The sequence below is a fragment of the Ignatzschineria sp. F8392 genome (assembly GCF_002252045.1).
Lineage (GTDB): Bacteria > Pseudomonadota > Gammaproteobacteria > Cardiobacteriales > Wohlfahrtiimonadaceae > Ignatzschineria.
In genome coordinates, this window is sequence record NZ_NEFF01000001.1 from 480,915 (window position 1) to 505,186 (window position 24,272).

General features: G+C 40.6%; 17 protein-coding genes. 13 read left to right on the forward strand and 4 right to left on the reverse strand.

What is annotated here, in order from left to right; translation table 11 throughout:
* Positions 1-139: 139 nt before the first annotated feature.
* From tehB to B9T19_RS02150, 6 genes are all read left to right on the forward strand, one after another.
* Positions 140-748 (forward strand): tellurite resistance methyltransferase TehB, encoded by a 609-nt coding sequence (gene tehB / locus B9T19_RS02125; RefSeq protein WP_094566941.1) that lies wholly within the window; start codon positions 140-142, stop codon positions 746-748.
* Between the two features lie 24 nt (positions 749-772).
* Positions 773-1,315, forward strand: a complete 543-nt coding sequence (locus tag B9T19_RS02130) for a Smr/MutS family protein (RefSeq protein ID WP_094566942.1) — start codon at positions 773-775, stop codon at positions 1,313-1,315.
* A 231-nt stretch (positions 1,316-1,546) separates the two neighbouring features.
* Positions 1,547-5,377 carry an exodeoxyribonuclease V subunit beta gene (gene recB / locus B9T19_RS02135; RefSeq protein WP_094566943.1) on the forward strand — a complete coding sequence of 1,277 codons (3,831 nt, stop codon included), beginning with the start codon at positions 1,547-1,549 and terminating at the stop codon, positions 5,375-5,377.
* A 2-nt stretch (positions 5,378-5,379) separates the two neighbouring features.
* Positions 5,380-7,614, forward strand: a complete 2,235-nt coding sequence (recD, locus tag B9T19_RS02140) for an exodeoxyribonuclease V subunit alpha (RefSeq protein WP_094566944.1) — start codon at positions 5,380-5,382, stop codon at positions 7,612-7,614.
* 162 nt (positions 7,615-7,776) lie between these two features.
* Positions 7,777-9,177 carry an MATE family efflux transporter gene (locus B9T19_RS02145; protein WP_094566945.1) on the forward strand — a complete coding sequence of 467 codons (1,401 nt, stop codon included), beginning with the start codon at positions 7,777-7,779 and terminating at the stop codon, positions 9,175-9,177.
* Positions 9,164-9,673: a hypothetical protein gene (locus tag B9T19_RS02150; RefSeq protein WP_094566946.1), complete on the forward strand. Its 510-nt coding sequence runs from the start codon at positions 9,164-9,166 to the stop codon at positions 9,671-9,673. Before B9T19_RS02145 ends, B9T19_RS02150 begins: the two co-directional genes overlap by 14 nt.
* A 153-nt stretch (positions 9,674-9,826) precedes the next feature.
* Here the strand turns inward: B9T19_RS02150 and B9T19_RS02155 are convergent, their stop codons facing one another.
* The 4 genes from B9T19_RS02155 to modA form a co-directional block, all read right to left on the reverse strand.
* Entirely contained in the window at positions 9,827-10,357 is a 531-nt protein-coding gene (locus B9T19_RS02155; protein WP_094566947.1) for a hypothetical protein, read from the reverse strand.
* Positions 10,358-10,627: 270 nt separating this feature from the next.
* Complete coding sequence (locus tag B9T19_RS02160; RefSeq protein WP_094566948.1) at positions 10,628-11,302, reverse strand: molybdenum ABC transporter ATP-binding protein; 675 nt, start codon at positions 11,300-11,302, stop codon at positions 10,628-10,630.
* A 48-nt stretch (positions 11,303-11,350) separates the two neighbouring features.
* Complete coding sequence (gene modB, locus B9T19_RS02165; RefSeq protein ID WP_094566949.1) at positions 11,351-12,043, reverse strand: molybdate ABC transporter permease subunit; 693 nt, start codon at positions 12,041-12,043, stop codon at positions 11,351-11,353.
* 376 nt (positions 12,044-12,419) lie between these two features.
* Entirely contained in the window at positions 12,420-13,196 is a 777-nt protein-coding gene (gene modA / locus B9T19_RS02170; RefSeq protein ID WP_233146763.1) for a molybdate ABC transporter substrate-binding protein, read from the reverse strand.
* A gap of 569 nt (positions 13,197-13,765) precedes the next feature.
* On the opposite strand from modA, the gene B9T19_RS02175 reads away from it, so the two are divergent.
* The 7 genes from B9T19_RS02175 to B9T19_RS02205 all read left to right on the forward strand — a co-directional run bounded on the left by B9T19_RS02175 (position 13,766) and on the right by B9T19_RS02205 (position 24,164).
* Positions 13,766-15,205, forward strand: coding sequence for an aminoacyl-histidine dipeptidase (locus B9T19_RS02175; RefSeq protein ID WP_094566951.1), 1,440 nt, complete (start codon positions 13,766-13,768; stop codon positions 15,203-15,205).
* Between the two features lie 154 nt (positions 15,206-15,359).
* Positions 15,360-16,529 (forward strand): MalY/PatB family protein, encoded by a 1,170-nt coding sequence (locus B9T19_RS02180; protein ID WP_094566952.1) that lies wholly within the window; start codon positions 15,360-15,362, stop codon positions 16,527-16,529.
* 958 nt (positions 16,530-17,487) lie between these two features.
* Positions 17,488-18,483 carry an RNA polymerase sigma factor RpoD/SigA gene (locus B9T19_RS02185; RefSeq protein WP_094566953.1) on the forward strand — a complete coding sequence of 332 codons (996 nt, stop codon included), beginning with the start codon at positions 17,488-17,490 and terminating at the stop codon, positions 18,481-18,483.
* Positions 18,484-18,801: 318 nt separating this feature from the next.
* Positions 18,802-20,622, forward strand: coding sequence for an RNA polymerase sigma factor RpoD (gene rpoD / locus B9T19_RS02190; RefSeq protein ID WP_094566954.1), 1,821 nt, complete (start codon positions 18,802-18,804; stop codon positions 20,620-20,622).
* 309 nt (positions 20,623-20,931) lie between these two features.
* A complete protein-coding gene (gene dusA / locus B9T19_RS02195) occupies positions 20,932-21,894 on the forward strand; it encodes a tRNA dihydrouridine(20/20a) synthase DusA (RefSeq protein WP_094566955.1) in 963 nt (320 codons plus the stop codon).
* A gap of 262 nt (positions 21,895-22,156) precedes the next feature.
* Positions 22,157-23,650 (forward strand): hypothetical protein, encoded by a 1,494-nt coding sequence (locus B9T19_RS02200; RefSeq protein ID WP_094566956.1) that lies wholly within the window; start codon positions 22,157-22,159, stop codon positions 23,648-23,650.
* Between the two features lie 73 nt (positions 23,651-23,723).
* Positions 23,724-24,164 carry a GatB/YqeY domain-containing protein gene (locus tag B9T19_RS02205; protein WP_094566957.1) on the forward strand — a complete coding sequence of 147 codons (441 nt, stop codon included), beginning with the start codon at positions 23,724-23,726 and terminating at the stop codon, positions 24,162-24,164.
* The last annotated feature ends 108 nt before the right edge of the window (positions 24,165-24,272 follow it).

Consider the following 24,272-nt stretch of genomic DNA (forward strand, 5'->3'; position numbering starts at 1 on the left):
CTTATCAATTCTACTTAATCTCTCCTATAGGATTGGGGTGAGATTGGAGTGAAGTGGAAATGAGATCGAAATGAGGTTGAAATGGGATTGGAATCAAAGATCAGATCAGAAATGAGATCAACGCATAGAGGGAGAGATTATGAATAACAGCAAACATCCTATCGATTATTACCATCAAAAATATGGCTTAACGTTACCCCATACGGATGTTGTAGCGTTGATCGAAGAGTATCAGTTATCGCCGGGTCGACTTCTCGACTTAGGGTGTGGGCAAGGTCGTAATTCTCTCTACTTAGCAGAAGCGGGATTTGATGTTACCGCTTACGATCTTAATCCTAGAATGTTACAGATGATTCGCGATATCATTGAGCAGGAAGCGATCAAGAATATTAAGGTTGAGGCGCGAGATCTCAATACGATTGAGATTGAAGGAGAGTATGACCTGATGATCTCGACAGTTGTGATGATGTTTTTACAAAAAGAGGCGATTTCGAATCTTATTGCACAGATGCAACAACATACCGCACCTGGCGGTTATAATTTAATTGTTTCAGCGATGTCGACGGAGGCTTATCCCTTTGATGGCTTTCCTTTTACCTTCAAAGAGGGAGAGCTTCGCAATTATTACAAGGGTTGGGAGTTACTCCACTACAACGAAGAGGTTGGCGAGCTTCATCGTCGTGATGCCAATGGCAATCGTCTTCAATTACAATTTGCAACCATGCTGGCAAGAAAGCCGACAAAATAGCTTTATAGAGGAGAGGGGAGAGCTGTGAAAGTGAGTCGAGAAGATAGCGCTCTTTTTCGTGGAACGGTTGGTCATGTTGTCAAGATTAAAAATCAAGAGAATGTCTTGAAATTACCACGACCACAATTGAAGGTGAAGATTCGCAAAGCGTTGCGAGAAGATCCCGATAGAGTCGATCTGATGAGTGATGATCCCACTTGGATCGATAGTGATCCAACAGCGGAGATGCGATTTCGTCGGGAAGGTGTCTCTCCAAAGTTATTGCGACAACTGCTTCAGGGAAAAATTGGGCCTGATGCAGTGATCGATCTTCATGGTTTAACTGCTTCAGAGGCGCGTGATGAATTGCAATATTTTCTCTACGCTGCACTGAAGCAGAATCTCTTCTGTATCAAGATCATTCATGGTCAAGGCTATGGCTCAAAGGGGGATCCGATCATTCGAGGATTGATCGATCGTTGGCTACGATTACAGCTCGATATTCTCGCCTTTGCCAATCCCCCACAAAGAATGGGAGGAAGGGGCGCAACGCTCTGTCTGCTTCGAAGTCAATATCCTTTTGATTAATATTCATCTCCATCCCTAAAGTTGAAGCGCACTCAATTGAAATGCACTTAATTAAATCGGACTCACTTGAATCGGATTCAATTCAAGTGAATCAACTCATTTCGATCTGGGGCGAGATATTAACTTCATGATACTATGGAGAGAATGGGTAATCGCCCTCTTTATAGAGATTTTCTATACTGTATAACCTATATAACCTTCAGTTTAACGTGAGGCAAGAGTCTAATTGCTATGCATGATCCATCTACTTCTCCTTATCCTATTTTAGATCCTCAAACGGTTCCTATTACCGGCAATATGATGATAGAAGCCTCAGCTGGTACAGGAAAGACCTATACCATCACGCTTTTAGTCCTGCGTCTGCTCTTAGGACTCAATGATGATAAAGATGCGAAAAAGCTCCCTGAAATTTTAATCGTCACCTTTACCAATGCGGCAACAGCTGAGCTTAAAGAGCGAATTTATAGCCGTATTATTGAGTTAAAGCATGCTTTTTTACAACATATGGTGGGTGAGGATATCGCTGATTCAGCGCTTTTAGCGTTGGTTGAGGCCTATTTAGAAAAGAGAGATGCCCCATCATACTCATATGCAGATGACACGTATGACGGGTATGAATTGGGTGAGTCACATGACTTGTATGAAGCGGGAAGTGAGGGGCTCTATCGGGAGCAAGGCTCTCTCTTTGATGATGAGGTAGTAGCGGATACTCCTCAGGCAGAACGTTATCAATCCGCCCTTAATCTTCTTATTGAAGCGGAAGGTGCGATCGACCAGGCAGCAATTTATACGATCCATGCGTTTTGCCAACGTCTCTTAAAGGAGAATGCGCTCGATTTAGGGCAGCCTTTCAACTTTGAATTAGAAGAGGATCTCTCCCCTTATTATCGAGAGGCAATCTACCATTTTTGGCGTGAAGAGTGTTACCCGCTCTCTTTCGAAGCGGCTAAAACGGTACAAGCCATCTTTGGTATTCCGCTAGCTCATGAGATACGCGACCATCGTTTTTTTCAGCGGAAAGGACTCAATCTTTTAGATAAAATTTTACCATTATTGCGTGATCCCTCTCTGATACAGACCGATCTTTGGCAAGGAGAGAAGTGGGAAGAGATCGATCATCTTCAGCAACTGCTCGATAGGGTTCGATCAGGGGTTGAGGCGATGAAGGCTGTGATTCGTAGCGATTTCTCTCATGATGATTTTATTGATCTTGTAAATTTAGTCGGCCTTAAGAAACAATCTTATCGTACCGATCTGATTAAGAAGTATCATGATGCTTTAATGCGTTGGGTTGAGAGTGATTCGATTCTCCCCTTCCAAGATCAGGATAAGTTTTCGTTAGCGCATATGGAGAGCCGCTTGATGAAGGGGGGAGATCTCCGACGTATGCCGGAAAAACTCTATCAGCTCTTTGTGGATCTGGAGTCTCTGCATGCGATCTCTACTCTCTGCTATCATTACGCCGGCAGTAAGGTATCAGCAATCTTACAACAGATGAAGCAAGAGGCTCATATCTTAGGCTTTGAGGATCTACTCTCGCAACTTGACCAGAAGAGTTTAACTGCAACAAAAGGTTTCTTAGAAGCTCTACATCTTCGCTATCGAGCCATTTTAATCGATGAGTTCCAAGATACGGATCATCAGCAATTAGCGATCTTTCGTCGCCTCTTTTTTGATTATCCTGAGATTCCTTTTGTGATGATAGGGGATCCAAAGCAATCGATCTACCGTTTCCGTGGGGCAGATATCCACTCCTATTTAGGTATTAAAGCGCATATTGAAAAGATCTATACGCTCAATACCAACTACCGTTCAGGAGAGCTGCAGGTCGCCGCTGTTAATCGACTCTTTGGTCTAAGAGCTGCGATCAATCCACCCTTTATTGAGAAAGATATTCCCTTTATTGAGATTAAGACGCCATCATCGGCAGCATCTTCCAAATTGATCCTACCTCATCGAGCAGATGCAGGAATGACCTTTTTAGAGTATCGACCGGCACCGACTGAGGTTGAGCATGAAGAGAAGAAGGCTGCTAGTCGTGTGAATAATGGTGATTTTAAAGATCAGATGGCAGCGGCAACAGCTGAGGAGATTGCAAGGCTCTTAAAAGAGGGGCAGTTAGCGAGTGAAGAGGGCTCGCGCGCGATATCACCAGAAGATATCACCATTCTAGTTCGCTCTGGCAGTGAAGCGGATATACTCCGTAAAGCGCTGCGCAGAGTAGGGGTGAATGCAGTCTACTTGTCAGAGAAGAGCTCAATTTTTGATGCCGGCAATAGTATCGCCCTTGATCTCTACCTCTTTCTCTATACCTTGCTCTTTATGCATGATCGTAAAAAGGTGATGCAATCGGTCGGTTCCGTGCTCTATGGTTTTTCTGTAGAGGAGTATGAAGCACTGATGAGTGATCCCGATGCTTTTGAGAAGCTTCTGACAGAACGTTACCAATTACGGGAGATTTGGGAGAAGCAGGGGATTTTAGCGATGATCCGAACCTTTATGGTGCGGGAGAATCGTCTGGCGAAACTCTTAATGTTAGAGGATGGCGAGCGGCAAGCGAGCGATCTATTTCATTTGGCAGAGATATTGCAACGGGAATCTTTTAGTAATGGGGAAGCATTGCTACTCTGGTTACATGACAAAATTTTTAATGTCGAAGGTCGGCAGCAGGAGAAGATCCGGCTTGAGAGCGATTTTAAGACCCTACAAATTATGACGATTCATAAATCGAAAGGGTTAGAATTCCCGATTGTCTTTCTTCCTTTTGCACTCTTTAAAGGGCGTGGTGAAAAGGAAGGGATCTATATCGATGCGACAAAAGAGCGCCATTATATCTATCCTGAAGAGTGTACTCCGGAGATTGAGCATTACTTTCTAAAGGAGAATTTAGCGGAAGATATTCGGTTACTCTATGTCGCTTTAACACGAGCAAAGTTTCACACCTATGTCGGCTTTACCCGAGCATTAGATAAAAAAGCGTATCAAGATAATGCACTCTCTTATCTGATGGGGATCGGGACTAAAGATGAGGATTTAGCATCCTTTTTTGAAGCGGGAATTTCACATCAGATCTTTTCTGAAGAGGAGCTGAATGATCCACAAATGATTCATGTTGATTTGATCACTGAAGCGAAATCTGCGCCTGTGCCGGCACAATTTAAGCGTCGATTAGCACCTCTTTGGCGCTTTACGAGTTTCTCCAATCTCTCCTATAATGCAAAGAGTAGCACACCCATTCCACAGCTGTTAGATGATGAGGTTGAGCTTGAGCAGGCAGATATTGAGAGTGATCATAAGGGAGAAGAGTCGCCATTATCGTTAGAGCGATTCTCCCACTTTCCAAAAGGAGCGATCACCGGTAATTTTATTCATGATCTCTTAGAGTGTTATCAACCTACTCAATTAGATGATCGCGAGCTTCTCACCCGACTGATTGAGGAGAATTTTGCACATCTTGTGCCAGTATCTGATCTCCCACATTTAGTTGAAGAGCTACAACTCTGGCTTGATTCTATCTTTCATGCGGATCTAGCGCTCTCTCAAAATTTAAGGGAGATCTTAGAAGGGAATCAACAGGTACGGGAGCTAGAGTTTATCTTTCCTATTACTCAACGGATCGATGCGCAATCGCTTAATCAACTTCTCGATCAGCAGCCGACAAGAGCGTTAAAGAGTGCATTAGACTTTGAGACCTTAAGTGGATTTCTTCGAGGGTTTATCGATCTCTTCTTTGAAGTGGATGGGAAGTTTTATGTCGCCGATTATAAGAGTAACTATCTTGGACCATTGCCGGAGAATTACGATCAATCTACGATGCAGCACTCAATCGATCATGCCTATTATGATCTTCAATATCTTCTCTATACCGTGGCTGCTGTAAAGTTTCTTCAAAATCAGCGTGCAGATTTTGACTATGCCCGTGATTTTGGTGGGATTTACTATCTCTATCTTCGGGGAATGGTGCCGGGAGGCAGAAGTGGAATCTATTATGTTAAGCCGGATTATGCTTTAGTTGAGGCGTTAATAGCTCGGTTAGGGTTAGAAGAGGCAGAGGAGATCTAAAAATGATGAGTGATAGATTGAGTCAAAAAGAGAGAGCGCAAGAAGAGAGAATGCAAGAAGAGCGCGCGCGGGAAGAGGTTGTGGTAGATAGAATGCCGGCATTATCCTATTTTCAACAGCTCTTTCCAGAGAGTGAGGCTTTAGAGAGGTTATTAGAAAAAGAGACTCTGGGAGAAGAAGAGCGACGCGCTTTAGAGAGAGGGTTGAAATCATGGCTGCAACAGTTAGTTGAGCGGCGTTATTTTAATTATATCGATCTCTATTTTGCTGATTTTATAGGGCAAAACTGTCCGATAACTTCTCCTCGACATTGGCTTGGTTACACCTTTTTACTACTGTTACTGAGTCGCGCTTATGGTTATGGTCATACCGCACTTCCCGTTACCCATCTTTACAATCCTAAACAGTGGTTTCAGGAGGTAGAAGATCCTGCGCGAATGGCGATTATCTCTGGATTTGTCTCTCTGTTGTTAGGTGCGAAGACGTTACGAAAAGCGCTGACAATATCGGAAGAACAGATGGCGCTAGCACAATTTTGGCAAACGGTATTAGAGTCGATCGATCTTCCGCTTGTACGGGTGGGAGATATCCTCTATCTCGATCGTAATTATGAGCAGGAGAGCGTTATTATCGACTTCTTTGCTCAGGATCGTTCAATCGCTTTAAGTGACAGAGAGGTCTCTTTTTTAAAGGAGCGCCTTAATCACTATTTTATGGCTGAGAAGAGTCGTCAAGCAAAGAGTGAGAGCGAGACTCGCCTCAATTGGCAAAAATTTTCTGCTGCGAATGTTCTCTTAAATCGACTCTCTGTCATTTCAGGGGGACCCGGAACAGGAAAGACCACCACTGTTTTTAAAATTGCGCAGATCTTGGTGGATCTCCACTTTATGCAGCGTGAGTCTCAAGGGTGTAAGCAGCCTTTTACCATTCTCTTAACGGCACCTACAGGGAAAGCTGCGGCGCGTCTTTCGGAATCGATTTTAGGGCAGATTCGTGCTCTACAAGCAGAAATCTCCACATTGCCAGAGGAAGAGGAGCGCTTGATTCGAGAGCGATTAGCGCTCATTCCTTATAGTGGGCAGACTATTCATCGTCTTCTTCGAATTGACCCGCTCACGCGAAAGCCCCATTTTGATCGTTTTAATCCTTTGAGTTTCGATCTTCTTGTGGTGGATGAAGCATCTATGATTGATCAGCAGATGTTAGTACAATTGATTGAGGCATTGCCGGAGAAGGGGCGAGTAATCTTTTTAGGAGATAAAGATCAACTTGCATCGGTAGAAGCGGGGGCCATTATGCATGAGCTCTGTGCGAAGGAGAATTATTCGCCCGATCATTATGAGCAGCTTCAACATTTAATTGAGGAACCTTTGACTGATGTGCCGGTCTTGCCCCATTGTGCTGCTTTTAATTATCTAAGTTTTCTGAAGAAGAGCTATCGTTTCCGTGATGATTCGGCATTAGGTGCATTAGCACGGGAAATTAATCATGAGGGGGATAGTGGGGCAGAGGCCCGATATCAACGGGTTGACTCTCTCTTTAAAAAGGTATCATCTCCACTTGATCTGCAAGAGGGAGAAGGATCACTTTTTTGGAGCCAACTACCCGCTATTCCTACTGAGTTGGAATTCTATTTTAAAGCGGCTTATAGCGATTATTTAACCCTTTTGCCTAAAGGAAGAGGAATCGAGTTTGCGGAAGAGGCTTTTAAACTCTTTAATCAACTTGGCGTCTTAAGTGCAAGAAGAGCGGGCGAGTATGGGGCGGTCGCTTTGAATGAGTTGATACGAAAGACCCTTTTTCCAAAACTTTATTCTCGAGAGTTTTTTCATGGATTACCGATTATGGTTACCCATAATAGTATCGATCATCAACTTTTTAACGGTGATATAGGATTAATTTTAGAGAATGAGGAAGGAAATCTACGGGCTTATTTTGAAGGGGTCGATTCCGCACGGGTCTTCTCAATTCATGCACTGCCGAAATTTGAATCTGCATTTGCGATGACAATTCATAAATCGCAGGGGAGTGAGTTTCAGAAAGTGATGCTCTTTTTAGGCGATGATCCTTCGCGCTTTTTAACAAAAGAACTCTTCTATACGGGGGTTACAAGGGCGCGATCATCTGTACATCTCTTTGCCAGTAGTGCTGCGCTTAAATCAGCATTAATGGGGAGAGTCGATCGTTATAGCGCAATTCATGATAGACTGTCTCAAGCGATTTTAAGATTGTCGTAGAGAGTTTCTCTATTAAAATAGATGTGATCGCAAGGCAATGAATTGTTAATAGATGCACCAATAATAGATCAGTAGATACATCAGTAGATACAGATATAGAAATAGAAGTAGAAACAGAGATAGAAACAGAGATAGAAACTGCGATAGAAGAATAAGGATTATATGGCGAAAACAGATCAGTTACAGGAGTTAAGAGAAGCTCCCATTAAAAAATTGTTGTGGAAATACTCACTCCCTGCAATTATCGGCAGTAGTGTTGCTGCACTTTACAATATTATCACCCGATACTTTGTTGGAAATGCCGAGTATCTCGATGATCATGCATTGAGTGCGATGGGAATAGCGCTTCCAGTTATGACCATGATTGCCGCCTTTGGGATGTTAGTGGGAGCGGGTGCGGGAAGCCGAATTTCGATCTATCTCGGTAATGAGGATTATGATCGGGCAGAGTCTGTTGTCGGGACCTCTCTTCTTCTCACTTTAACGATTACTTTAACGGTCTCTTACGGCATGTTTCTATTTCTCGACCAGTTAGTCTATCTCTTAGGGGCTGATGAGTTTACCTATCAATATACTCATGATTTTTTACGCTACTTTCTTCCCGGCGCAATCTTCTCTAATCTCTGTTTTAGCTTTAACAATATGATGCGCGCCTCAGGGCATCCGCGAAAAGCGATGTATACCATGTTGCTAACGCTATTGATCAATCTTATTTTAGCGCCACTTTTTATCTATGTTTTAGAGTGGGGGATTAAAGGTGCCGCTATCTCCATTGTGCTCTCGATGGTGGTGGGAACTATTTTTGTGATGGCGCACTTTATGAGTCGCTCAACACTATTACGGTTTCGATTTGCAAAGATTCGTTACAACTGGTCTATTACGAAAGCGGTGCTAAGTATCGGGATGTCTCCCTTTATTATGAATGTGGTCTCAGCAGCTATTATCTTTATCATGATTCGTCAGGTAAAGGTTTATGGGGGATCGATCGGTGTTGCGGCTTATACGATTGCTAATATCACCTTAATGTTGGTGGTGTTAGTACTTTTAGGGTTAACGCAGGGAATGCAGCCTATTGTGGGGTATAGCTATGGTGCGGGTGCATTTGATCGTTTAAGGGAAGCGCTTCTTTATACCATTAAGGTTGGTATCTGTATCGGTTTGATCGCCGCTATTATTGGGGTCTTTTTCCCGGCATTGGTGGTAAAACCCTTTAATCCTTCTGAAGAGTTGGCATTAGTGACAATGAGCTCAATTCGAATTGTGACCATACTCTTTCCGCTAGTCGGCTTTCAGATGGTAGTGACAATCTTCTTTCAGAGTATTGGGATGGTCGGGCACTCGATCTTCTTAAGTTTAAGTCGGCAGATTATCTTTCTGATTCCAGCGCTCTTTATCTTGCCAAGTTTAGTTCCTCATTGGGGCTTTCCTGAAATTGATGGTGTTTGGGCAGCTATTCCAACTGCTGACTTTCTTTCAGCATTCTTGGCTGGATTGCTCTTATGGTTACAATTACGTGAGTTTAAAAAGATGAGATTAAGGGGGGAAATCAATGAGAAGGGATAATCGAACGAGTAGAGATAATAAAAATGTGAGCCGTAATAGCGTCGCAGATGAGAAGCATCTCTCTTCAAAAAAGGGGAGTGGGCGTAAGATTCTCAATCGTGACTTTCAGAAGATGAGCTATTCGAGAATGATCTTCTCCGGTTTAGGTAATTTAGTACTACTGGTGATCTGTTTTTGGATTCATTGGAGCCTTGGGGTTCTCTTTATGATCTTCTGGCTCTTTATCCTTCCCTATCTTGATATGCGACGCCTGCGCCGTTATGAGGCAGAAAATCCCACGCCTCTTCCATCGAAAGACTCTTTTGATGATACCGACTTTGTAGGTGGGCAGGGAGAGAGTGAGGAGGAAGATCGCTGGAGATCATGGGATGATTGGGATGCATGGGTTAAGGAGTCAGATGCTCACTCAAGCGGTGAAGCTGAAGGTAAAGAGGGGAAGCGTGATTCAGAAGGTAAGAGGGAATCGGTTGAACAGATAGAAAAGGGGCGAAAGTAATCAGCCCCTAAGTACTCTTTACTCTTTATTGTAGTCATTTCTCTCTTATGGTCATTTCTCTTATAGTGATTTGTGCTATCGATAATCCTTGGGAGATATTTCACTACTCTCTACTCATAGAACCTCTAATCATAGACCTTCACTCATTGATTCCTACTGATAGATCTCTTCATCATCCATCTCTTCCATCTCGATCGCTTCAATCTCTTCAATGGCGCGAATTTGATCTGCACTCATAGGCGAATCATTTTCGTTGATCTCTTCAACCTCTTCGATAAAGAGCTCTTCGTTATAAGCAGCGCAGTGAGCAAACCCCTCTTCAAATCGAGGATCATCAATTTTTTCCATCAAATTCTCAATAAAAGGGAAATCGGACTCTTCAATATTGGCATAGGAGAGTTTGCCACTGAGTGCCACAATTAAAAACTTCTCTTCTCGTTTATCAAGAGGAATGGTGGGAAGGTTATCGCGATAGACATTAGCGACACATTGGCAATAATCATCGTTGGCGATCTCCTCTTGTTGGCAGTAGAAAAGATATGCATTTGCAATTCGATCGGCAGGAGTCTCCTTCACTTTCCCTTTTGCTTCTGTAATAGAGAAGAGTGATAAGAGCGTGATGAGAGTTAAAAGAGTCGCTTGTAATGTTGATCGAGTTATTAATCGAGCTAACGATGCCATCATAAATAGATCCTTATCTGAATTTTACCCTAGTTAGTTGGTTACTATACTCTATTATTAATAATCTTCAGTAATAATTTCTAGCAATAATCTTTATTGAGCTTATTATTCTCATTAAAATTTTTGAACTTGTCGAGCCTATTGAATCTATTGGGGTTATTAGAGATTTTAGCGAGCATCTCATTGAATCTTATAAAAAAATCTTGTGAGTATATTTGTTCAATGTTTACTTCATGTTCGTGACATTGTGGGGTCACGTTAATCTATTTCTATCTAGGATTTCTCTTTTTCATAGAAGCCTTCAATTTCTGCAATCGGTTTAAGGCGCATAATCCCTTTATCTACAGCGATGAACGAATGGGAGAGAAAGAGTGCTTCTTTCACATTATGGGTGACATAGAGAATCGGAATGTTGAAACGATCGGGGATCTCAATAAGGTAACTTAAAATCTCCTCCTTCCTTGCTTGGTCAAGTGCTGAGAGAGGCTCGTCCATTAATAAGATATTAGGGGAGCTCAGTAGAGCACGACCGATAGAGATTCGTTGTTTTTCTCCCCCTGAGAGATAAGCGATTCGTTTTTTGAGGAGTGGTTTAATTCCAAGAAGTGTCACAATATCTTCAAAGAGTAGATCATCTTGCGCTTTCATCCCATAGTGGAGATTTTTTTCAACAGAGTAGTGGGGAAAGAGTGTTGGATCTTGAAATACATAACCGATACCCCGTTTATGAATCGGGAGGGAGATCTTCTTATTGGTATCTAATATAGTTTTATCGTTGATCTCAATAACGCCTTCTTGAGGTGTCATCTTGCCGGATACAAAGTTAAGAAGGGTGGTTTTTCCAGATCCTGATGGCCCGAAGATGGAGGTGATTCCTTTAGGGGGAAGTGTCAAATCAGCTTGAAAAGTAAAGTCTTGGAATCGATGGGTAATATCTATTTTAATCATAAGATGGTGACTCTTGTTTACAGGTCCAATTGAATTAATGCCAAGAATTTATGCCAAACCTAAGCGCTTTTTATGGGCTCGCTGAAGTGCTTCAGAGAGAATAAGCGCAACAAAGGAGATCGCAATGGCGATAATACAGAGCCGCATTGTCTCAGCTTCTTGGTTCGGTGTTTGGATAAGGGTGTACATCGCTAGTGGTAATGTTCTTGTCTCTCCCGGAATATTAGAAACGAAGGTGATCGTTGCGCCAAATTCTCCGAGTGAACGAGCAAATGCGAGGACAACGCCGGCAATAATTCCCGGCATTGAGAGGGGGAGTGTTACGGTAAAGAACATCTTAAGTCGTGATGCACCAAGGCTACGAGCTGCAAATTCTAAATTGCGGTCAATAGATTCAAAACTGATCCGTATTGCACGAACTAAGAGGGGGAAAGAGACTACGGCAGAAGCAAGTGCCGCACCTTTCCAGTTAAAACTAAAGGAGATACCAAAAACTTGATCGATCCATTTTCCAACATAACCATTTTTACCCATGGTAATCAGAAGAAGATAACCGATCACCACAGGGGGAAGAACGAGTGGGAGATTGATAAAGCTATCGAGGATCGTTTTCCCTTTGAAGTTTTTTCGGGCAAGTATCCAAGCGCATAAAATGCCGATCGGAAGGCTTGCTGCAATAGCGACACCGCCAATTTTAAGACTTAATAGAATGATTGACCATTCATACTCTGATAAAAACATCAATAGAGTCCTCTAGTTGAGTTAACTTAAGATGGAAATGGATGATAGAAATCTTGTTAAATCTCATTGTCGAGATACGATAGGGGTGCAAGAGATTATAGAGAATGGGAGATCATAGATATATAGATAGATATAGAGATATAAAAAAACATATTCACATAGGTTAAGGGGGACCTATGTGAATATGTAGGCTCTACCAGCAATCAGAGATGATTTTAAAGAGAGACCCTAAATGCATGGTATTTTTTACTGTTCATCCCATCTTATTGTTTGATTAACCCTGCTACTATTGTAGAGCAGGGCTTAGGAGAACATTAATATTGATTATCTCTACAAGTGTCTCACCATCTTTTGAGATCACTCTCGTATCGATCCCTTACTTTTTCGTAGGTACGGCAAAGCCATACTTTTTGAAGATTGTTGCCGCATCATCACTTAAAAGATAGTGATAGAAACCTTCTACCGCAGGATTTGCCTTATCTTTTATGATTGCGATAGGGTACTCAATAGGCTCATGAAGATCCTCAGGGAAAGTTGTGACAGTTTTAACCTTTTGGCTAATACTTGCATCAGAGGAGTAGACAACCCCTAAGTCAGCCTCTTTAACCTCAACAAGAAGAAGAGCTGCACGAACGTTTTGTGCTGCTGCAACTCTTGGCTCAACTGTTTTCCAAACACCTAATTTCTCAAAAGACTCTTTTGCATAGAGACCTGCCGGAACATGGTCAGGATCGCCTAGTGCGATACGAGTTTTTGCCAGCGCATCTTTCCAAAACTCATTGGATGAGAAGTCAACTTTATACTCAATAGGATTTTCATTAAATGTAATGAGCGCCAACTCATTTTTTACAATATTGGTGCGTGTTGAATTATCGAGAAGATCTTTCTCCTCAAGATAATTCATCCAGCTCTGATTAGCGGAGATGAAGATATCTGCCGGTGCGCCTTGCTCAATTTGGCGTGCTAAGTTAGAAGAGGAGTCATAGAGTGCTTCAATCTCATCCTTTTTATCCTCTTTTTGGTAGGCGACTTTGATCTCATCGATTGCATTTTGTAATGATGCTGCAGCAAAGAGCGTGATATTCTCTGCGCTAGCGAAGACGCCAGTAGTTGCCAAGATTAGGGTGAGTGCTGTTTTTTTGAATTTTAACATAGTATTCCTTAAGAACATTGAATAGGTGATTAAAGATCGGATTCTCCGACAAACTCTTTTTCTATGAGGTTCTCTCTATGGGTGAATAATCTGTTAAGAAAGAGGCGATAGATGAAATAATTAGATAATAAGACTAATTAAGACTAATTAAGACTTATTAAGACTAATTAGAAATAGACCTATTAGAAATAATACGATTAATTATCACTATTAGTAATTACCCAAAGTAACTAGATGAAGAGATTGAGGATCCTATCTATCAGCTATTTAGGAGATCTACCTTTGGGAATCGGGACTAAAGAATTGCCACTAAGGGTCTCTATTAAAGGTGAACTTAAGATTCAAAGAGAATTTGCCTTCATGGATTGGGGTATAATGTGCTGATAAAAATGAGCATAAGATCAATAAGCGTGTTAAAAACAGTTAATGATCACCATACATGTTTATTTATTAGTAATCGATAGAACATTACTGATGATCGAAGATTATTGATGATAGCTCACATATTACTAATTACAGATTGCAAATTATAGATTACTAACCTATTACGTAAAAGATTGAGGCAGAGAATGTTAAAAGAGCAAGCACCTAAATTATTATGGCAACACTTCATGGAGATGAGTGCAATTCCTCGTCCCTCTAAAAAAGAGGAGAAGATTCGCACTTTTTATAGGGATTATGCGGAGCAGAAGGGGTTTGCTTATCGTGAAGATGAGATCGGTAATATTGTGATTGAAAAGCCGGCAACACCTGGATATGAAGATGCACCGAAAATCATACTGCAGGGGCATATCGATATGGTTTGCCAAAAACGGGAGTCAAGCGATCATAATTTTGATGAAGATCCGTTACAACTACAGGTGAAAGGTGATTGGCTCTATGCAACGGATACAACTTTAGGGGCCGATAATGGTATTGGTGTTGCGGCAGCGATTGCTATTTTAGAAGATGAGAGTGCAGAGCATGGGCCGTTAGAGGTGCTTTTAACGGTAGATGAGGAGCAGGGAATGGGAGGCGTTCGCCATCTTCAGCCCCATTGGCTTCAAGGGGAGTATCTATTAAATCTGGATAGTGAAGAGGAAGGCGTTTGTATTGTTGGTTGTGCCGGTGGCGTTGATATTGTTCTGACAAAGTCGCTCCATTTTGATCAAGAAGCTCGTGGTCTCTTTTATGAAGTGGTTGTCGAAGGGCTGCGTGGTGGTCACTCGGGGATCGATATTGATAAAGAATTAGGGAATGCTAATCAACTTTTAGCAGAACTTCTCGTTGATTATGCTCATCAATCAGCACTTCGTTTAGCGCTTTTTGAAGGTGGGACATTACGCAATGCGATTCCTCGTTCAGCGCGAGCTGTTGTCGCTATTCATGAAGCGCATAAGGCTGACTTTGAGGCGCATCTTAAGGGGAGAGAGGAGATCTTTAAAGAGCGTTTTAAAGGTGTTGGTGAGGGCGTTGCGATTCGTCTAACAGCAGTTGACTCTCAAGCGACACTCGATGCCGAAAACTCACAAATGCTTTTAAATCTACTGTTACTGCTCCCGAGTGGTGTTATTCGACGCTCAACGGAATTGCCCATTGTTGAGACAAGCTGTAATTTAGGAGTTGTCACCATTAATGAAGAGAATGGTTTAATGGCTGAGTTATTAGCACGATCAATCACTCATTATGGTGTCGACCAAGTTCGTTCACGGGTAAAGGCATTAGCGATCATGGTTGATGCATTTATGGAAGAGGGAAATGATTATCCTGCATGGCAGCCAAATTTAGAATCGCTTCCATATCTCAAATTACTAGAGGTCTATCGTGAACAGACAGGTGAGTCGATGGAAGTCTCAGTGATTCATGCTGGATTGGAAACGGGATTATTAGGGGAAAAGTATCCACAATTACAGATGGTGAGCTTTGGTCCTACAATTAAAGGAGCGCACTCACCAGATGAGCGGGTCAATATTCCAAGTGTAGCCCGTTTTTATGAGTTGCTTAAAGCATTACTGAAATCGTTAAAATAGAGACATTATAGAAAGGGCGTTAAAGAAAGGGTATTAAAGTGGAGATTAAAAGGCGCTAACCACGCGGTATTAGGATGTACACTAAATAAGTAATTAATCATTGAATCATTGAGTTATTGAATTATCAATAGATAGTAGAAGGAGAGGACAAGTTATGAGCGAATATAAGAAGGTCTATGATTTTGATCAGATCATCAATCGTCGCAACAACAATTCTGATAAATGGACAGCTTACTCAAAAGAGATCCTACCGATGTGGATTGCTGATATGGATTTTAGAGCCGCGGATGAGATTATTGATGGGCTTGTCGCAATGTCACAAAAAGGGGTCTACGGTTATGGGAAGGTGAGACCTGAGCGCCTATTAGAGGCTATTGTCTATCGTTTGCAGCGCCTTTACGGATGGACCATCTCTAAAGAGAGCATTGTGATGTTACCAAGTTTAGTGACGGGTTTTAATATTGCCGCAAATATGGTTTATCGTCGCAATCCTAATGCGCACTACCTCTACCATACGCCGGCATACCCTCCTTTTATTGCAATTGAGCAGAATGTCGGAACAAAAGGGATCGGCGTTCCTCTAAAAGAGATTGTAGAGGGAAATACTATTCGCTATGAGATCGATTTTGCATTGATGGAAGAGATGGTAACGCCAGAGACTGAGATCTTAATGCTCTGTAACCCACAAAACCCATCAGGGCGTGTCTTTACGAAGGAGGATCTATTAGAGATTGAACAGTTTGTTATTAAGCATGATCTTTTAGTCCTTTCTGATGAGATTCATGCTGAGCTTGTGTGGGAGGGAGAGCATACACCATATGCAACTCTTTCAGAAGATGCCAAAAATCGTACAATTACTCTAATTTCTGCAAGTAAAACCTTCAACCTTCCCGGTCTAAGTGGTGGTTTTGCGATTATTGAAAATGATGCGTTACGTGATGAGTATCATAAAGCGATGATCGGGTTAGTACCGAGAATGAATGTTTATGCAATTAAAGGGGCGGAACTTGCTTTCGATTATGGGGATGAGTGGTTGTCGCAGCTCAAAAAATATCTGATTGCCAATAGAGATCATGCTGTTGCAGAGCTCTCTAAAATAGAAGGATTGCGCTTAGTTGTTCCTGAAGCAACATTCTTGCTCTGGCTCGATTTTAGTGATACTGCTCATAAAGATGAGGCTTATAGACGACTCTTAGAAGCGGGTGTTGCCTTAAATGATGGTAAAACCTTTGGTGCGGCTGGTAATTATGTTCGCTTAAACTTCGGAACGTCGAGAGAACTACTTGATAAGGCAATTGCCATTATTCAAGAGTCATTAAAGTAGTAGATAGGAAGATATGATTCTTAACATTATGATTTTAAAGTGGTTTTAAGTCTTTAAGCCTTAATAATAAAATGGAGAAGAGGTAGGGGTAAAATAAAAAATAGTTTTGCTTCTTTTATCAAAAAACTCTCTCAATAAGCGCTAGACTTTCATAGTAGTTGCTGATGTCGATATATAAGCTCTTTTACATATAGTAAAAGAGTTTTTTTTATGGGGTTTATTTTTTGATATGTAATGCCTCAAATCTTTTGTCTATCGCTCCACAGAGGGTTCACATCGATAGTATTTTTCTAATTGTTATTAGTAATTTTAATCAATTTTCATTTTTTTAATTAAATGTGGCTCTATATATACAAACTATTACATTACTATAAATAATTTTAATATAAAGTTGCTATTGTGTTATTCGTCTTATTTATTTCTATCTTATTTTGTTTTATTGGTCATTTAATATTTTATTTTGTGAGGAAAAGATGAGGGACCTAACTAGTTAGATCTAACTGTATCTATTTATTGACTCAGTCATCATTATATCAGCTGAAAGAAAAACAATAGGTTAAGAGGATGATATGACAGATAAGTAATATTGAATCGTTTATTTATAAAAATATTTTAACGGCTGTTTTATGGTTGTGATCACTCAATCTTTATATTATCTGTTTAATTATTATCTAGTTAATTGTTATCTGTTTAACGATCTATACTCACAATCTATGTAGGGAAAGATTATTTTGTCTTACTACTTTATTGGTTTTTTTTAGATGAATATAAGTGTTTTAGTTATAAAACAGCATATTGATATTTTTATGTAATGAAGAGGAATTATATTGTTTTTTAGTTAAGGGATAATTTAAATTTTAGCGACTAACTTAGCTCATACAGAGATCTGAGCTGGGTTTTTAGTGTGCTGGATTTGGCTTATACCGCAACTATTGGATTAATTAGAGGTAGAGATTTTATGAAAACAAGTCGACAAACTCATCAACATTTATTAGAAGAAGAGACCCCTTTAGAAGATTCTACAGTATTTAATATTGATGAAGTTAATGATGTTGAGTCGGAGGAGATCGATGAGTTTGAACATATTTTACAAAAAAGTGATGATCAATTTCGCGGAACAGATGATCTTCTTTATCGTTACTATGTCGAAGTAGGACGCTATCCTCTATTGACGGCTGAGGAAGAGAAAAAATATGGTCTTTTAGCGCAAAAAGGGGATATAGAAGCTCGCAATATTTTGATGCAGAGTAATCTCCGTCTTGTGGTGATGATTGCTCGCCGGCAGCAACGACAAGGAATTGATCTTCTTGACCTTATATCAGAGGGGAATTTAGGGCTTAATCATGCTATTGAGAAGTATGAGGCAGATCGTAATTACCGCTTTTCCACTTACGCTGTCTGGTGGATAAGACACTATATTAGTAGTGCAATTATGAATCAGAGTCGAACGGTTCGCGTTCCTGTGCATATTAATAAAGGGATAGCAAGATTGGTCAGGATTGCAAAGGAGCTAGCACAGAAACTTAAAAGAGAGCCTACTATTAAAGAACTTGCAAAAGAGAGCGATCTATCGATCTTTGAAGTAATGAATCTTTTAGCTGATAATGAGGCGATTTTCTCGCTTGATGCATTGATTACACAAGAGGGGGATGGGCAGGACTTTCATCATATTATTCCAGATCAAGAGAATGTTAATATCCCTGATCACCTGATGAAATTAGAGAAGTTTTCTGTTTTGGAATCCTTACTAGAATCCTTAGAGGAGAAGGAGAAGGCGGTGATCAGCTATCGTTTTGGTCTTAACGGTCGGCGACAAAAGACACTCGATGAGACAGGAGAAAAACTCTCATTAACGCGAGATCAAGTACGTTATCTTCAGATGAAAACTTTAGAGAAAATGCGATCTATTTTAAAAGAGCGAGAGGTGGAGATGGAGGATCTACTCTTTGAATAATCTTTCTTAAATCTTATTGTAGATATCTCATCGCTTAAACCTATCAATCGTTCTTAGTTATACTCAATTTAAGTTGTATAAGCTGTATCTAAAGAGTCTTGTCTAACGCTGTGGGTAATATTGAGACTTGAAATCGTAAAATGAATCCCCATTAACTCACAGTAAGCTCTCTCTTTGGAGAGTTAAAAATGCGTTTTCGCAAAACATTCTAAGTATCAGAAGCGAAGGAATCATGTTATAATGATCCGCTTAAAAATATAAAGCCAGCGGTAGCGCGTTTGTCCGTGTACTTATTAATTGAGGGTGTCATTCTAAGTTATGAGCAATCAGTCAGATCAAAAAAAGCAGGATCAGCTAAAAAAAGAGCAAATTAAAAAGCTTATCGCTTTTGGTAAAGAGCAAGGATATCTTACCTATGCTGAGGTTAACGACCATCTTCCAAAAGGAATGGTAGACCCTGAGCAGATCGAAAGCATTATAGCGATGATCGAAGATATGGGGATCTCTGTGCATGAAGAGGCGCCAGATGAAGACACTTTAATGTTAAGTGAAAGTGTTGATAGTGACGACGCGGTTGAAGAAGCAGCGGAAGTATTAGCAAATATCGATGATGAAGAGATCGGACGTACAACAGATCCTGTTCGCATGTATATGCGTGAAATGGGAACGGTCGATCTATTAACTCGTGAAGAAGAGAAGCAGATTGCGATCCGTATTGAAGAGGGAATTCAATCTTCTCTTAATTCTTTAGCACTCTATGTGCCGGCAACTTATCACCTTATCGACTCCTATCACGAGGCGATCAAGGAAGAGGGGCGCATCACCGATTTAGTTGTAGGTTTCATCGATCCTAGTTTCTTCCTTGAAGATGAGGAGAAAGAGGATGAAGAGGTTGAAGTTGAAGATACAGCGACGGGGCCTGATCCTGAAGTTTTAGCGACAAAAATTGCAGAACTTCAAGCGATTGTAGATGAGCTGAATGCAATTAAAGAGAAAGAGGGAGCAACGAGTAAATCGGATCGTATTAAAGAGGTAAAAGCATCTTTACGTGAAAAATTCCTCGAATTTCAGTTAGCACCTAAATTTCAAGCAGAGATGTATGACCGCTTACGTGCGACGATCGATCGTATTCGTCCATTAGAGCGTAAGATTATGCAGATCTGTATCAGTAAAGCAAAGATGCCGAGAACTGAGTTTTTAAAGATCTTCCCAAGAAATGAAGCGAATAAAGCGATCTTTAAGGATGATATCTTTAAGCGTAAGGCGAAATATGTGGAAGCACTTGTAGAGTATGATAAATATATCTATGAGTATCAAGATCGATTAGCGAAGATCGAGCAAGAGACAGATCTTACAATTTATGAGATTAAAGAGATCAATCGTCAAATCTCCATTGGAGAAGCGCAAGCTCGTCGTGCGAAGAGAGAGATGATTGAAGCTAACTTACGTCTTGTGATCTCTATTGCTAAAAAATATACCAATCGTGGATTGCAATTCCTTGACTTAATTCAAGAGGGAAATATCGGCTTGATGAAGGCGGTCGATAAGTTTGAATATCGTCGTGGTTATAAATTCTCTACCTATGCAACTTGGTGGATTAGACAGGCTATTACTCGTTCAATTGCAGACCAAGCGAGAACTATTCGTATTCCAGTTCATATGATTGAGACGATCAATAAGCTCAATCGTATCTCTCGTCAGCTACTTCAAGAGTTAGGTCGTGAAGCAACGCCTGAAGAGATCGCAGAAGCGATGGGTGAGACGGAAGAGCGCGTTCGTAGAGTTCTTAAGATCGCACGTGAGCCTGTCTCTATGGAGACGCCTGTTGGTGATGATGAAGATTCAAGCCTTGGAGATTTCATTGAGGATGTCTATGCAGTATCTCCTATTGAGTCCGCAACAGATGAGGGCTTAAATGAAGCAACCCGTGAGGTATTAGATACCTTAACTGCACGTGAGGCAAAAGTTCTTAGAATGCGTTTCGGTATCGATATGAATACCGATCATACACTTGAAGAGGTGGGCAAACAGTTTGATGTAACGCGTGAACGTATTCGTCAGATTGAAGCAAAAGCATTACGTAAATTGCGCCACCCTAATCGTTCAGAAGGACTTAAGAGCTTCTTAGATGCGGATTAGATCTAATCGATCTATCTAGATTATCTGTTAAGAGTATCTGATTGATTCTAGAGCTCTTATACAGGATAAGAGATATAACCCCCGAGCTATTATTTGAGTGATACTCGGGGATTTTTGTTTCTTCTATTAATTTTCTATTAATTTCTTCCGTTAAGGTTGAATATAAATATAAAGAGAAGCATTTTCTGCAGCAGTCATTTGTAACAGTTATTTTCAATAGCTACCTGCAATAGTTATTTGTGAAAGATATTTTTGACAGATATTTATGATAGATATTTGCGAAATATTCTACATTTTAGAGATAAGAGCATGAAGAGTATCAAGTTTTCTGTAGCCCCTATGTTAGATTGGACCGATCGACATTGTCGTTACTTTTATCGAGTGATGAGTAAAGAGGCGCTACTCTATAGTGAGATGGTAACAACGGGAGCAATTCTCTATGGTGACCGCGATCGGCATCTCTATTTTGAAGAGGCGGGACCTGTAGCTCTGCAGTTAGGCGGATCGGATCCAGAAGATTTAGCAAAAGCGGCTAAGATCGGTGAAGCATATGGTTATAGTGAGATCAATCTCAATTGTGGTTGTCCCTCTGATCGTGTTCAAAAAGGGAGCTTTGGCGCTTGTTTGATGGCAGAACCCGATCTTGTTGCCGAATGTTATAGTGCAATGGCTGAATCAACCTCATTGCCGGTAACGATTAAGACTCGTATTGGGATTGATCATGAAGAGAGTTATCAGTTTTTAGCAAACTTTATTGATAAGGTGAGCGACAAGGGTTGTCATCACTTTATTTTACATGCTCGTAAGGCATGGTTATCAGGTCTTTCTCCTAAGGAGAATCGTGAGATTCCTCCCCTTAATTATGAACGAGTCTTTGAAATTAAGAGAAATTATCCGCATCTTGAAATTGCGCTCAATGGTGGAGTACAAGATTTAGCACAAACAGAGCTTCTTTTAGAGAGTGTTGATAGTGTTATGGTTGGGCGCTCAATCTATCATAATCCTTACCAGATGGCGCATGTTGATCAACAAATTTTTGAGATTGATGCGCCGATTAAAAGTCGTTATGAGATTATAGTGGAGATGGAGCCCTATATTACGAAACATATCAATAGTGGCGGGCGGTTGAATCATATTGTTAAACATATGTTGGGATTATTCCATGAAGTTCCAAGAAGCCGGCTTTGGCGTCGCTATTTAAGTGAGAATATGCATCGAGAAGGGGCTGACTTTCAGGTTGTATTGGATGCTTATCGACAGCTAAATGCATAATTTTTTGCTATTTTTCATAGATTCATCACACTTTTTTAGTATATTAAAAAAGATTGAAATAAAATAAGTTAAAATCAACAAAATGAATATAACAGCAGGCTTCAAAAACGATATTGAAATTTGATGTTGATGTTTAATATTGCGATCGATGTTGAAGTCGATGTTTAAATGAATAGTATTAGGTTAATGACGGTATGATCTTGGATATCTGAATCGATATTGTTAATAACCGCTCCCCAATTCCGATAGAAAAGGATTTATTATGAAGAAGCAGATAATTGGCTATACACTCTCATTAGCGCTTGCAGCAGGAAGTGTTGGTTATAGTGCTCCCCTCGATCTCTTTGAAGAGAACTATGAAGCTATCAATAGAGCATTAGTCGGTCCTGGGGTTATCTCTCAGTTATCAGATTATGGTATTGAGATTGAAGCGACAACAAAGAGCGAAAATGTTGCAGATTTTACTGCAGATCTCCTTATGGATTTTGGTGGTACTCCCAATCAAGTTCTTAAAAGTCAGGAGAGAGGGGAAGTTGTCTTTACAAATTATGCTGAAGGGCAGGGAGTTGCAACAATTCTCTCTAAAGCAAATATTGCTCTTTATCAAGAGGAGGAAGATGCAGATTCCATTCTCTTCTTAAAAGCGGAAAATGTAGAGCAACAGGGGCAGATTGATCAAGAGAATGGTCAATATAAGTTTAATTATCGTTATCCTGAGTTGATCCTGTTCAATGATGAGGGCATAGTTGAAGTCGCGACTGTAAATGAGATCAATCTTGAGGGTATTTATGGTTTTAGCCAAAATTTTGAAAAACGCGATAGTGTCAATATTGATTACAAGTCCGGACAAATTGTTATAAAGCCAGAAGGCCGAGATGAAGCTTTAGTTACCATCGATGGAAGTAATGGTTATTGGGTTGAGAATAATGGCGAAAAGGTACAGAAGTTTCTTTTTGAGCTCAATAAAATATTTGTAAAAGAGAGTGATGAAGATCAGCCCTTCAGTGAGATCCTAATGGATCGATTAACCTATGCTGCTGGTGCTGAGTTGATGGATGAAAAGCCCTATATTCATGGTCACTTTGGTATCGATAAAATTGAGGTGAAAGTTCCTGTCTATGAGCCGGCAGCATTACCTTTTGGTGATTTTAATCTCAAGTTTCAGTTAACAGAGTTAAGTGATGATCTTTTTGAGAAGTTGGAAGTATTACGACTAGATGAAGCAGATACTCTTAATGAAATTTTAGTCAATAGCTCATTTAAGATGAGTGACTTTGTCGTTCCAGGAAGTCGACTAAATATCTCTATTGCCGGTGATTTAGATGAAGATCATGCAAAGATGGATCTCTCCATTATGCCAAATGCTGCCTTTATTGAGAAAGTTTCAACGCTCAATTTAGAAGATCCTGATGCATTTTCAGAATCTTTCTCAGGATTGACATTCTTTGAATTTGTTAACCAATATATTGATGATTTAGTGGTAAACGTAATGATTGATAAGAGCTACTTTATCAATCTAGGAAGCAATGTTTTGTTGAGTCAGGGAGAAGCTGACAATCAGAAAGCGGCAAAACGTCAAATGAATGAGTTCTATAAAGAGTTTATGGTGCTTGCAATGGTTATTAATAGTGGCATGCCGGTCATTGAATTTTCACCACAAGGAATTAGTTCCGATATTCGCTATAATGGTGGTGTGTGGAGCGTGAATGGCCAGGAGATCGATCTAGAGCTCATCGCCTCAATGTTTAGTGAATAGTATTTAGCGTTTTAATAGTTGAGATGGAGGGAGGCGCGAGTCTCCCTTCTTACTTTGTAAAAGAGAGGAAAAGATGAAAGCAACAATTCAAAATGATGTTAAAGATGCAATGCGTGCAAAAGATCGGGAGAAAGTAACAACTCTACGAGCCATTTTAGCAGAGATTCAGGAGGCAGAACTGCAAAAACGTGGTGAGGGTCTCTCTGAAGCAGATTATTTAACGATTCTTAATCGAATGGTTAATCAGCGTCGAGAATCGATCGATCAATTTAAAAAAGCAGATCGTACCGATTTAGTAGAGAAAGAGGAAGCGCAGTTAGTACATATTATGCCTTATTTACCAGAGCAGCTCTCTGATGCAGAGATTGTGGCAATTATCGATGCGGCAATGGCAAAATTGGAAGTGAGTGATATGAGCGGTATGGGAAAATTGATGAATGCTGTTCGCCCTGAACTTCTTGGAAAAGCGGATATGGGTGCTGTAAGCGCTTTAGTGAAGAGTCGTTTAAGCTAATCTTTTGATCCTATCTATTTTATTGAGAGCAATCTACTGTATTATTGGAGTAGATTGCTTTTTGTTAATGATCATTTAGATCCGCATTAGATCCGTAAGGATGCAGCG